The organism is Paraburkholderia piptadeniae (genome assembly GCF_900007165.1).
In the GTDB taxonomy this organism is placed as follows: domain Bacteria; phylum Pseudomonadota; class Gammaproteobacteria; order Burkholderiales; family Burkholderiaceae; genus Paraburkholderia; species Paraburkholderia piptadeniae.
In genome coordinates this window covers 72,194-84,488 of sequence record NZ_CYGY02000046.1, presented here as the reverse complement: position 1 = coordinate 84,488, position 12,295 = coordinate 72,194, and the positions used below count along the sequence as shown (strand labels likewise).

At 65.4% G+C, this 12,295-nt stretch carries 11 protein-coding genes; 2 read left to right on the top strand and 9 right to left on the bottom strand.

Going from position 1 to position 12,295, the window contains the following annotated elements:
* Positions 1-149: 149 nt before the first annotated feature.
* Positions 150-1,199, top strand: coding sequence for an asparaginase (locus tag BN2476_RS23375; RefSeq protein WP_087736536.1), 1,050 nt, complete (start codon positions 150-152; stop codon positions 1,197-1,199).
* Positions 1,200-1,205: 6 nt separating this feature from the next.
* On the opposite strand, the gene BN2476_RS23370 is transcribed toward BN2476_RS23375, so the two are convergent.
* Positions 1,206-1,466: a hypothetical protein gene (locus BN2476_RS23370; protein ID WP_087736535.1), complete on the bottom strand. Its 261-nt coding sequence runs from the start codon at positions 1,464-1,466 to the stop codon at positions 1,206-1,208.
* Between the two features lie 336 nt (positions 1,467-1,802).
* On the opposite strand from BN2476_RS23370, the gene BN2476_RS23365 reads away from it, so the two are divergent.
* Positions 1,803-2,540, top strand: coding sequence for a FadR/GntR family transcriptional regulator (locus BN2476_RS23365; protein ID WP_087736534.1), 738 nt, complete (start codon positions 1,803-1,805; stop codon positions 2,538-2,540).
* A gap of 296 nt (positions 2,541-2,836) precedes the next feature.
* On the opposite strand, the gene BN2476_RS23360 is transcribed toward BN2476_RS23365, so the two are convergent.
* The 8 genes from BN2476_RS23360 to BN2476_RS23325 form a co-directional block, all read right to left on the bottom strand.
* On the bottom strand, positions 2,837-3,661 hold the full coding sequence (locus BN2476_RS23360; protein WP_087736533.1) for a M55 family metallopeptidase: 825 nt from the start codon (positions 3,659-3,661) through the stop codon (positions 2,837-2,839).
* The gene (locus BN2476_RS23355; RefSeq protein ID WP_087736532.1) at positions 3,658-4,728 is read right to left on the bottom strand and encodes a DmpA family aminopeptidase; all 1,071 of its coding nucleotides are present in this window, start codon (positions 4,726-4,728) and stop codon (positions 3,658-3,660) included. Before BN2476_RS23355 ends, BN2476_RS23360 begins: the two co-directional genes overlap by 4 nt.
* Positions 4,725-5,630 carry a glutathione ABC transporter permease GsiD gene (gene gsiD / locus BN2476_RS23350; protein WP_087736531.1) on the bottom strand — a complete coding sequence of 302 codons (906 nt, stop codon included), beginning with the start codon at positions 5,628-5,630 and terminating at the stop codon, positions 4,725-4,727. Before gsiD ends, BN2476_RS23355 begins: the two co-directional genes overlap by 4 nt.
* 7 nt (positions 5,631-5,637) lie before the next feature.
* The gene (gsiC, locus tag BN2476_RS23345) at positions 5,638-6,558 is read right to left on the bottom strand and encodes a glutathione ABC transporter permease GsiC (RefSeq protein ID WP_087736530.1); all 921 of its coding nucleotides are present in this window, start codon (positions 6,556-6,558) and stop codon (positions 5,638-5,640) included.
* Between the two features lie 89 nt (positions 6,559-6,647).
* Positions 6,648-8,210: a glutathione ABC transporter substrate-binding protein GsiB gene (gene gsiB, locus BN2476_RS23340; RefSeq protein ID WP_087736529.1), complete on the bottom strand. Its 1,563-nt coding sequence runs from the start codon at positions 8,208-8,210 to the stop codon at positions 6,648-6,650.
* 111 nt (positions 8,211-8,321) lie between these two features.
* A complete protein-coding gene (locus tag BN2476_RS23335; protein ID WP_087736658.1) occupies positions 8,322-10,214 on the bottom strand; it encodes a dipeptide ABC transporter ATP-binding protein in 1,893 nt (630 codons plus the stop codon).
* Positions 10,215-10,273: 59 nt separating this feature from the next.
* Positions 10,274-11,272, bottom strand: coding sequence for an isoaspartyl peptidase/L-asparaginase family protein (locus BN2476_RS23330; protein ID WP_087736528.1), 999 nt, complete (start codon positions 11,270-11,272; stop codon positions 10,274-10,276).
* Complete coding sequence (locus BN2476_RS23325; RefSeq protein ID WP_087736527.1) at positions 11,269-12,243, bottom strand: MurR/RpiR family transcriptional regulator; 975 nt, start codon at positions 12,241-12,243, stop codon at positions 11,269-11,271. Before BN2476_RS23325 ends, BN2476_RS23330 begins: the two co-directional genes overlap by 4 nt.
* Positions 12,244-12,295: the final 52 nt, after the last annotated feature.

Below are 12,295 nucleotides of genomic sequence, written 5' to 3'. Positions count from 1 at the left end.
CACGTCGGACGACACGCCGATCCGGCTGGTCCAATGTATCCGACACGCAGGGATCGCGCCTGGAAGGGGGCCCTGATCGTCCCGGTAGAATCGGGCGGACCTGTCGCGCTGTTTTTGCGCGGACACCACCGAAATCGAAAGGAGACCCGATGTCCATTGCTGCCACCGTTTATCGCGGCGCCATCGTCGAGAACACGCATGCCGCGCATGTTGCCGTCGTCGATGCGGAGGGACGGCTGCTCGCTTCGTGCGGCGACCCGTCGCGCGTCACGCTGGTGAGGTCGGCGGCCAAGCCGGCTCAGGCGCTGGCTGTCGTCGAAACGGGCGCGCTCGAACGCTTCGGCTTCGACGAAGCGGACCTCGCGCTGATGTGCGGCTCGCATAACAGCGAGGAGCGGCACATCGAACGCGCGCGCAGCATGCTCGCGAAGGCTCAGGCCACCGAGGCCGATCTGCGTTGCGGCGGCCACCCGCCCATTTCGGACGACGTCTATCGCGAATGGATCAGGCGCGACTTCGTGCCGGGCCCCGTGTGCAGCAACTGCTCGGGCAAGCACGCGGGCATGCTGGCGGGCGCGCGGGCGATCGGCGCAGCGCTCGCGGACTATCACCTCGCCGGACATCCGTTGCAGCAGCGCGTGAAGCGCACCGTCGCGCAAGCGTGCGATCTGCCCGACGACGACGTGCAATGGGCCATCGACGGCTGCAATCTGCCCACGCCCGCCTTCGCGCTCGACCGCCTCGCGCGTCTCTACATGAAGCTCGCGCGCGCGGCCGACGCGCAGGCGTCGTCGGGTGCGCGCGAAGACGAGGCGCTCGCCCGCATCTATCGCGCGATGACATCGCATCCGGAGATGGTCGCGGGCGAGGGGCGGTTCTGCACGGCGCTGATGCGCGCATACGAGGGCGGACTGGTCGGCAAGTTCGGCGCCGACGCGAGCTATGCGATCGGCGTGCGGGCTTCGGCGCAGACGGCGAAGCTCGGCGCGAAGGGCGCGCTGGGCATCGCCGTCAAGGTGGAGGACGGCAACTCGACGATTCTCTATGCGATCGTCGCGCAACTGCTGACGCAACTGGGTATCGGCGATGAAGCGCAGCATCGCGCGCTCGATCCGTTCCGCCTGCGAACCATGCGCAATACGGTCGGCCTCGAAACGGGCCGCGTCGAAGTGGCGTTGCCGCTCAGCAAGGTCCGCTAGAACCCGCTACGACCCGTCGGAGCCCGTTTGGCTAGAGGGCGAGTCTCCTTCGTCGGGGGCGTCGAACATCGCCTGGCATTGCGGCGACAGCTTGTCGTAGTGGGCCTTCATGCACGCTTCGATCTTCTGCCTGTTCGGGATGTGGATCGCGCAGAACTTGATCGCGTCGTGCTTGCAGGCCTTGGTCTGTTCGTCGCGCGTGGCAGCCGTCCCGCCGTTCGCCGCCGCCACGCATGCAACAAGGAAGACGAGTGATGTCAGCTTCATTGCCGTGGTCCGTGTCGAGGTGAATGCGCTCGTTGCCTCTCGTCACCCGGTTTGAGGGTGGCCGCTGGCGCTGCTTGCGTTCGATTCGAGTAAAGCAGTCTCGCAGATGACGATCAAGCAAAAAATGAACCCAACCCCATTGACCGCATGTGTGACGACATGCGCCCGTCGACATGGCGCGCGCCGCGCGAGCATCGTCGGAGCACAGTGTGGCGCGTGTCCCCCATGCTATGCTTGCATGGCCCATACGGAGCGATCGCGCGAGCCTTGGTCGATGGCGCGCCGCAACGGGATCGGTCCGGCCATCCGCATACGCACGGTTAAAACAAATAGATCATGGACTACCGGCATCTTCAGAAACGCAAAAGCCTGCATGCGCGGATCGTGCAGGAGCTCGGCATTGAGATCGTCAGCGGCCGGCTGCTGCCGGGCGAACGGTTGCCCGCCGAGGCGACGCTCTGCGAAAAATACGGCGTGAGCCGCCCCGTGCTGCGCGAAGCGACGCGCGTGCTGGTGGCAAAGGGCCTCGTGATTTCGAAGCCGCGTGTGGGCAGCGTCGTGCGGCCGCGCGAAGAGTGGCACATGCTCGACCCCGACGTGCTTTACTGGACGCTCAACAGCATCCCCGAAGGCGAGTTCTTTCTGTCGCTGATGACGGTGCGCCGCATCATCGAACCGGCGGCGGCCGCGCTTGCCGCAACGGCGGCAAGCGACGAAGACCTCGCGCGCATCGGCTGCGCATATGAGCGCATGGAACGCGCGCAAACGGCCGGCGATCTGCTCGAGCCGGACCTGGAGTTTCATCGCGCGATCATGGCTGCGACGCACAACGACATGCTCGGGTATATCGGCAACATGATGTCGCTGGCGCTGTCGGAGTCGATCAAGCTGACGAGCCGCCATCCCGACACATACGCGCTGTCGCTGCCGCGCCATAGAGCGATTCTCACCGCGATCCAGAACCGCGATCCCCTCGCCGCGCGTCAGGCAAGTCTCGTGCAGCTCGAAAACGCGCGCGCCGACGCCGATACGATTCTCGGCATCGACACGCAGACACCGGCGCGTACCGCGTGACGTGAGTTGCGCAGCCGCGACACCGCTTGCATCGGCGGGATTGCGTTGCTGCGCTGCCTTCCGGCTTGCATATGGGCTGATTCTTGAAAATCAAAGACCGCGACCGGATGCTGCGGCGCAGGGGGTTTGGCTAATTCGTGAGCGGGCTCGCGTGCTACGACTTCGTGCGCGAAACGTGCGTCCGCTGCGGCTTGTGGCCGATGCATTTCTGCCTGGCAGTCGTCAGGAGGTCGAGGCGTTTTACGATTAGCGCCGGCGAAAGGCGCGTTTGCGCTGGCCCGACATCGGCGCTGATTTCAGCGCAGCATGAACGACATCGCCGACAGACAGTTCAGCGTGCGCACCGCGTGCTCGACGGATGGCGTCGAAAAGCGCAGCGTGACGCCGTCCACGCGTTCCAGCGACGGCATCTGAGCGAACAGGTCCGCGAGCGCAGTGGTTTGCACGCGCAGTTCGATGTCAACGGGCTGGGGCATCGCGCGTTGCGCGGCGTCGCGGCCTGCGTGGCTCGTGACCACATCCATCGCTGCTTGCCTGATCGCTGCGCACGCACGCTCGGGCGTTAGCGTCGAGCCGCTCGCATAACCGGTCGCGTGCTTCGTGACCACGAATATCGCTTCGGGAAACAACGGCTTCGTTTCTTCGGCGAACACATCGTCGCCGGAAAGCAGCGCGACGCGCGCGCCGTACTCGCTTGCCAGCGCCCCGTAAAGTCCCGCTTCGCCTACGTCGCGTCCGTTCATCGTCACGCGAGCAAACGCAGAACTGTTGATCGTGTGAGCGAGCATGCCGCGGCTTTGCGCCATCGCGTGATAGCCGATCATGAACACGAGCTGCGGACCGTATTCGAGCCCCGCCATCATGCCGAGCGTGCGCGGCTTGCCGAGTATCACGTTCGCGCGCGCATCGAGCATGTCGGGCAGCAGATTGCGAAAGCCGCCATGCGAATCGTTGACCCACACGTGCGTTGCGCCGCCTGCGAACGCGCCTTCGATCGCGGCGTTTGCTTCGAGCGTCATCCAGCGGCGGGCGTGTTCGTATTCGCTGTTGCCCGCGCGAGTCTGCTCGGGATTGACGACGCCTGCGACGCCTTCTATATCGACGGAGATCAGGACTTTCATGCGCTGGATTGCTTGAGCCGTTGTTCGAGATCGGGCACTGCATCGCGCAGCGACCGACGTGTGTGGGCGTCGCGGCCCGTGACCGACGTGGCGGACCATAGCGCATCGACGATCGCCTGCTCGACGCTATCGGCGCACGCATGGAACAGCGGATCGAGGCGCGCATCGTTGAGGAGCGGCGGCGTCGCGATGTAATCGCCCTCATGCGCAACGGTCCAGGCCGTCGAGAACGCGAGCGCGATGTCGCCGCTGCCGTGTCCATAGACCGAGCCCGTGCGCGCGAGACCGGCGGCAGCGCGCATCGAAAGACGCTTGAGCTGGCGTGCGTCGAGCGGCGCATCGGTGGCGACGATCATGATGATCGAGCCTTGCTCGGGCTTCGAAACGGAAGCCGTAGTGCTCGCGGATTTGCGCTGCGCGAGTTCACGCCCAAGCGGCACGCCGTCGATGGTCAGCATCGGCAGACGGCCGAAGTTCGCGAGCACCAATGCGCCGACCGTGAAATCGCGGCCCGCCACGCTGACCACGCGCGACGAAGAGCCGATCCCGCCTTTGAGATCGAAGCACGACATGCCGCGCCCCGCGCCGACCGAACCGCGATCGAACGAAGCGGCCGCCGCATCGAGCGCCTGCGCGTAGTGCGTCTCGTGAATCGCGAGCGCCTGAATGTCGTTGAGATACCCGTCGTTGCATTCGAACACGAGCGGATTGACGGTCGGCCATTCGCGCCCGATCTGCCGATTGCCCGCGATGGCGGCGCGAATCTGCGCCTGCGCGACGGCGGCGACACCGAACGTGTTGGTCAGCGCAATCGGCGTTTCGAGCACGCCGAGTTCTTCGATCTGCACGAGGCCGATGCTCTTGCCGAAGCCATTGATCACGCTTGCGGCAGCCGGCACCTTGTGACGATACGGATCGTCGCGATGCGTGCGGATCACGGTCACGCCCGTCTGTATCGCGCCTTGATCGAGCGTGCAATGACCGACGGTCACACCGGACACATCGGCGATCGTGCCAAGCGCACCCGAAGGCAACACGCCGATATGCGGCATCCGCGGCGTGTTCATGGCCGGTCCAGCTTCGGGTCGAGCGCGTCGCGCAAGCCGTCGCCGAGCAGGTTGAATGCGAGCACCGTCAGAAAGATCGCGAGACTCGGGAAGAGCGCGATATGCGGCGCAGTGACCATGTCGGCGCGCGCTTCGTTGAGCATCGCGCCCCACTCGGGCGTCGGCGGCTGCGCGCCGAGTCCGAGAAACGACAGGCTCGCGGCCGTGATGATCGACGTGCCGATGCGCATCGTCAGATACACGATGACGGACGAGATCGTGCCCGGCAGAATGTGCCGCATGATGATCGTCCAGTCCGACGCGCCGATGCTGCGCGCCGCTTCGACATAGGTCAGATGCTTGAGCATCAGCGTATTGCCGCGCACGAGCCGCGCGAACGCGGGAATGCTGAACACGGCTACCGCGCAGATCACGTTGACGATGCCGTTGCCGAGAATCGCGACGATGCCGATCGCGAGCAGGATGCCAGGGAACGCGAACAGCACATCGGCGACGCGCATCGTGATGCGGTCCCACCAGCCTTCGTAATAGCCCGCGAGCAGCCCGAACAACGTGCCGACGATCGCGCCGATCGCCACCGACACAAACCCCGCCGCCAGCGAGATGCGCGTGCCCGCGACGATGCGGCTGAAGATATCGCGGCCCAGCGAGTCGACGCCGAACCAGTGCGCAGCGGATGGCCCTGCGTTCAGCGCGTCATAGTCGAAATAGTTTTCGGGGTCGTAGGGCACGATGTGCGGGCCCGCAATCGAAACGGCGACGAGCAGCAGCACGAACACGCCCGCCACGAGGGCGACATGCTGCTTGCGGAACTTGCGCCAGAACTCGCTCCACGGCGTGCGGATCGCGCGTTCGCCGTGAGGGGACGCGACGGCGCGGGTGTTGTCGGCGGTCGTGCTCATGCGTGCCTCACTTGAAACGGATGGTCGGATTGATGACGGCATACAGCACGTCCACGACCAGATTGATGACGATGAATTCCAGCGAGAACAGCAGCACTTCAGCCTGAATCACCGGATAGTCGCGCATCGCGACGGCGTCCACGAGCAGGCGTCCCATGCCCGGCCAGTTGAACACCACTTCGACGACGATCGAGCCGCCGAGCAGAAAGCCGAACTGCAAGCCCATCATCGTGACGACGGGAATCATCGCGTTGCGCAGGCAGTGTTTGATGACGACCCATTGCTCCGCGACGCCTTTCGCGCGCGCGGTCCGCACGTAGTCTTCGTTCAGCACCTCGACGAACGACGCGCGCGTGAAGCGCGCCATCACGGCGGCGACGGCCGCGCCGAGCGTGACGGACGGCAGCACGTAGCTGCGCCACGACCCGTCGCCGACGATGGGCAGCCAGCCGAGCTGCACCGAGAACACTTCCATCAGCAGCATGCCGAACGCAAATGCGGGGAACGAAATGCCCGACACGGCGAGCGTCATCCCGAGCCTGTCGGGCCACTTGTTGCGCCACACAGCCGACACGATGCCGATCGCCATGCCGAAGATCACGGCCCACACCATGCTGACGAGCGTGAGCATCAGCGTCGGCATGAAGCGCTCGCCGATCTCCGCGGCAACGGGACGCTTGCTGCGCGTCGACATGCCGAAGTCGCCATGCGCGATGCGCACGAAGAAGTTCACGAACTGCTGCGGCATCGGCTTGTCGAGACCGAGATCGGCGCGCACGAGCGCGACGGTCGCATCGTCGGCTTCGGGGCCGGCCGCGAGACGCGCGGGATCGCCGGGCAGCAGGTGCACGAACAGGAACACGAGGCCGGCGACGATGACGAGCGTCGGCAGCAGGCCCAGCAGGCGTTTGACGAGAAAATTCAGCATGAGAGCGATCCGCTATCGAAGAGCATGCGCGGCGTGAAGCGAAAACATGGGTCCCGAAACGCGCGCTTCGGGACCCGCGTTGCGCGCGCTTACTTCACGGCGATTTCATCGAAGTTGAACGAGCCGTCCGGCGCGACATACGCGCCCGAGAGCCGCTTGCTGCGCGCATAGACGATCTTCTCCTTGACGAGGAAGATCCACGGCGCGTCGGCCCAGATGCGCTTTTGCGCGTCGCCATAGAGCGCGGCCTTCTGCGTGCGGTCCGTCGTTTCGAGCGCCTTCGACAGATCGCTGTCGACGGTATCGTTCTTGTAGTAAGCCGTGTTTACGAGCTTCGGCGGGAACGACGACGACGCGAGCAGCGGCGTGATGCCCCAATCCGCTTCGCCCGTCGACGACGACCAGCCGATGTAGTACATGCGCACAGGCGCCGTCGCCGGGTCTTGCGCGCTTTCCACCTTGGCGACGCGCTGGCCTGCTTCGAGCGCCTCGACGCTCGCCTTCACGCCGACTTGCGCAAGTTGCTGCTGCACGAACTGGATGGTCTTCTGCGACGTCGAGTTGTTGTACGCCGACCAGAGCGTCGTTTCGAAGCCGTTCGGATAGCCTGCCTCCTTCAGCAGCGCACGCGCTTTAGCGGGGTCATAGGGCCACGGGCCGAGCTTCGTCGCGTAGTCGACGCCTTCGGGAATCACGCCGTCGGCGGGGATCGCATAACCGGAGAACGCGACCTTCGCGAGCGCTTCCTTGTTGATCGCGTAGTTGAGCGCTTCACGCACCTTCGGGTTGTCGAACGGCTTCTTCGTCGTGTTCAGGCTGACGTAGCGGTTGATGATCGACGGCGTCGCGATGACGTCGACCTTCGGGCTCGATTGCAGCGTCGCTGCCTGTTCGAACGGAATGCGGAACGCGAAGTCCGCTTCGCCCGTGCGCACGAGCGCGGCGCGCGTGTTGTTGTCGACGACCGGCTTCCAGTCGATTTCGTCGATCTTCGGATAGCCCTTCTTCCAGTACCCGCCGAATTTCTTCACGGTCAGATCGCCGGCGGGGTCCCACTTCACCAGCTCGAACGGGCCCGTGCCGACAGGATGGAACGCGATGTCCTTGCCGTACTTCTTGATCGCGTCGGGAGACATCATCACGGCCGACGGATGTGCGAGCACGTTGACGAACGCGGAGAACGGCGTCTTCAGCGTGATCTTCACCGTGTACGGATCGACCACTTCCGTCTTCTCGATGCGGCTGAACATGTTGTAGCGCTTCAGCTTGTTCGCCGGGTCGGTCACGCGATCGAACGTCGCCTTCACGGCGGCTGCGTTGAAGTCGGTGCCGTCCTGGAACTTCACGCCCTGACGCAGCTTGAACGTGTAGACGCGTGCATCCGGGCTCGCTTCGTAGCTCGTCGCGAGCACGTTGACGAGCTTCATGTCCTTGTCGAAGCCGAACAGGCCCTGGTAGAAGGACTTCGAAACGGCTTGCGAGAGCGTGTCGTTCGCGTCGTATGGATCGAGCGTCGTGAACGTCGAGTCGACGGCCATCACGGCCGTCTGCGCCGCATGCGCGGCACCGGATGCGAGGATCGCAAAGACCAGCGCACCGCTCGTCACGAGCGAACGCAGGCGCAACGGTTGAAACATCAAGGGCGTAGTCATCGGTTCTGAACTCCACTGAGCAAAGGAACTGCTTGTTGTCATGCCGCTGGTCCGCGCGGCTTCTGCGTGCTGCGGTAATGCGTGAATGGCCTTGCTTGCCTGATCAATAAGCTAGTAAGCGCCGCCGATCCGATGCGCGGCCACGAAATGATCCGGCCCGACGGCGACGAGCGGCGCGACAATGGGTTCGTCGTCGAGCGTGCGAATCGGGCTCGGCAGTTCGTCGGCGGCGAGCATGCGCTTCGCGTGGCGGCGCGCCGGATCGGCGACGGGCACGGCGCCCATCAGCTTCTTCGTGTACGGATGCTGCGGCGATTCGAACACCGCGCGGCGCGGGCCGATCTCGACGATCTGTCCGAGGTACATCACCGCGACGCGATGACTGATGCGCTCGACAACGGCCATGTCGTGCGAGATGAACAGATACGCGACGCCGAGTTCGCGCTGCAAATCGAGCATCAGATTGACGATCTGCGCCTGCACGGAAACATCGAGCGCCGACACCGATTCGTCGGCGATCACGACTTTCGGATTGAGCGCGAGCGCGCGCGCAATTGCGATGCGCTGACGCTGGCCGCCGGAGAATTCGTGCGGATAGCGGCGCGCGGCATCGGCGGGCAGGCCGACCTTGTCGAGCAGCCACGCGACGCGGTCTTGCGCCGCCTTGCCGCTTGCGACGTTGTGCACGAGCAGCGGCTCCATGATCGAGAAGCCGACCGTCAGACGCGGATTAAGCGATGCGAACGGGTCCTGGAAGATGAACTGGATATCGCGTCGCAACGCCTGCAACGAAGGACCGCTGAGCGAGCTGATGTCCTTGCCGTCGAATTCGATGCTGCCGCTCTGGCTTTCGACGAGACGCAGCAGCGAGCGTCCCGTCGTCGACTTGCCGCAACCCGATTCGCCGACGAGCGCGAGCGTTTCGCCCGCATGCAGATCGAAGCTCACGCGCTCGACGGCATGCACGCGGCCCGTCAGCTTACCGAACAGGCCGCTGCGCACGGGAAAGCGCGTGACGAGATCGCGCACGCGGAGTATCGGCTGTGCGTGTTGCGTGTGCGTGGCTTCAGCTTGCGCAGCGCGTGCTTCGCTCGAAGGCTGCGCGTGCTCGCCATCGAGTGTGAGCAACGGAAACTTTGCGGGCGCATTCGTGCCCTGCATTGCGCCGAGCTTCGGCACGGCGGCGAGCAGCGCTCTCGTATAAGGATGAGCGGGCGCGGCGAACAGCGCGCCCGATTCGCCTTCTTCCACTTTCTCGCCGCGATACATCACGAGCACGCGATCCGCGACTTCGGCGACGACGCCCATGTCGTGCGTGATGAAGATCACGCCCATGTTCATCTCGTCCTGCAGGCCGCGTATCAACTGGAGAATTTGCGCCTGGATCGTCACGTCGAGCGCGGTGGTCGGCTCATCGGCGATCAGCAGCGACGGCTTGCACGACAACGCCATCGCGATCATCACGCGCTGCCGCATGCCGCCCGACAGTTGATGCGGATAACGCGCGGCCACGCGGCGCGCTTCGGGAATGCGCACGAGATCGAGCAGACGCAACGTTTCCGCGTGCGCGTCGCTGCGGCTCATGTTCTGATGCAGCGCGATCGCTTCGCCGATCTGGTCGCCCACCGTGAACACGGGATTGAGCGACGTCATCGGTTCCTGGAAGATCATCGCGATGTCAGCGCCGCGAATGCCGCGCATCGTCGCTTGCGAGGCTTGCGCGAGATCGAGCACGCTGCCGTTGCGGCGGCGGAACGCGATGCTGCCGTTCGCGATGCGTCCGCGGCCGTGTTCGACGAGGCGCATCAGCGCGAGCGATGTCACCGATTTGCCCGAACCCGATTCGCCGACGATCGCGAGCGTCTCGCCGCGATCGACGGTGAGCGACAGGTCGCGCACCGCGTCGAACGTGCTTTCGCCGCGACGGAACGAGACCGACAGGCGGTCGATATCGACGACGCGTTGCGGCGGCAGGCTATCGAGCGGACGTCGCTGGCTCGGCATGTTCGTCACGATGATTTCTCCTGGCGTCTGTGGCAATGAAGGCATGCGGCAAGTTGTGTCTAGCGATAGATCGCCGTGACGGGCGCTTCGCCGACGCGCGCATAACCGCGATACATGCCTTCCGTGTTGAACGGCAATACGACGTTGCCGTGCGCGTCGACGGCGATCAGGCCGCCGCGTCCGTCGATGCGCGGCAGACGGTTCATCACGACGTCGTTCGCGGCTTCTTGCAGCGAGACGCCGCGATACGCCATCTGCGCGGCGACGTCGTAGGAGGCGACCATGCGCATGAACATTTCGCCCGAGCCCGTGGTCGACACGGCGCAGGTGGCGTCGTCGGCATAACAGCCCGCGCCGATCAGCGGTGCGTCGCCGACGCGGCCCAACTGCTTGTTCGTGATGCCGCCCGTCGATGTGGCGGCCGCGACGTGGCCGTACAGATCGACGGCGACCGCGCCGACCGTGCCGAACTTCTTGTTCGGGTCGATCGGCTCGTGGGGCAGCGCATCGTCTTTGGCTTGCGCCGCTGGCGTTTGCGCGGCGAGCGTCGCGCCGTCGTGGTCGAGCATCGCGCGCTGCTGTTCGTGCGCGAGCTGCCACTGACGATGGCGCGCGTCGGTGTGGAAGTACGACGGGTCGACGAATTCGAGGCCCTGGGCTTGCGCGAACGCTTCCGCGCCGTCGGCCGTGAACATCACGTGTTCGCTGTATTCGAGCACGTGGCGCGCGGCGACGATGGGATTGCGCACGCGCTTCACGCACGACACGGCGCCCGCTTCCAACGTGCGGCCGTCCATGATCGACGCGTCGAGCTCGTGTGTGCCCGCCGATGTGAATACGGCGCCGTGTCCGGCGTTGAAGAGCGGACAGTCTTCGAGCAGCCGCACGGCTTGCGTGACGGCGTCGAGCGCGCTGCCGCCGTCGGCGAGCACGCGCTGCGCGGCGGCGAGCACCGCGCGCAATTCGGCGTGATAGCGGGCTTCCGCATCGGGGGCCATCGACGCGCGCACGATCGTGCCCGCGCCACCATGAATCGCGATTACCGCGTTGGACGTCATTGCTTTTTCTTCGCTCGGTTAGGGGGTGGTCGCGGGATCGGCCGCGTATTTGCCCGCGTGATCGTCTTCGGATTGGCCTGCATCGCGGACGTTCCGGTGAGCCAGGGCAGCACGAACTCCGTCATGTCGGCGGCGGCCCGGGCCGAACGCTTCGCGCGATACGCGACGGCGTCGCACAGCGCTTCGATCACCGCGAGCACGGTCGCTTCGGACGTCGCGGCAAGACGCCGCTCCGCGCGGATGAAAAGCGAGCGCGTGGCCAGCGCCGCGAGCGGCGAGGCCGGGCCGTCCGTCAACGCGAGCACGCCGGCGCCGAGGCTGGCGGCGCGGCGCGCGAGCTCGATCGTGTCGTCGACATAGCGCGGGAACGCAATCGCGATCAACAGATCGCCGCTGCGCGCATTGAAGAGGCGGCGCGCCGCGTGCGTCGGTCCGCCGATCAGCGCGAGTGACTGCACGTTGTCGTGATAGGGCAGCAGGTTGTGCTCCATCAGGCTCGCGAGAAACGCGCTCGCGCCCGAGCCGACGATGAACACGCGCCGCGCGCCGATGATCGCTTCGACGGCGGCTTCGGCGGCTGCGCTGTCGATCGCGTTGCGTGTCGTGCCGAGATTCGTGGCGGCTTGCTCCAGCGACGCGCTGAAGAGTTCGTCGCCATTGGTCTGCGACTCCTGCGCCGAGCGCAAGCGTTCGACGGGCGCGAGCGTTGCTTCGAAACCGCGCACGAGCGCTTCGCGAAACGCCGGATAGCCGTCGAAACCGAGCGCGCGCGCAAAGCGATTAGCCGTCGCGACGGATGCGCCGACGGCCGTCGCCAGTTCGTCGATACGCATGGTCGCCGCGCGAAACTGGTTGGCCAGCACGAATTCGCCCATGCGCCGGTGGACGGGCGTGAGGATCGGCATCGCGGCCGTGATGCGCGCGGCGATGGCCGGCTCGGAGGCGGCAGAGGGCGTCGGGTGACGGGGCATCGGGTAGTGCTGGTTGTGTGCGTGCTCGAGAATGTAAGTAAATTTACATCGA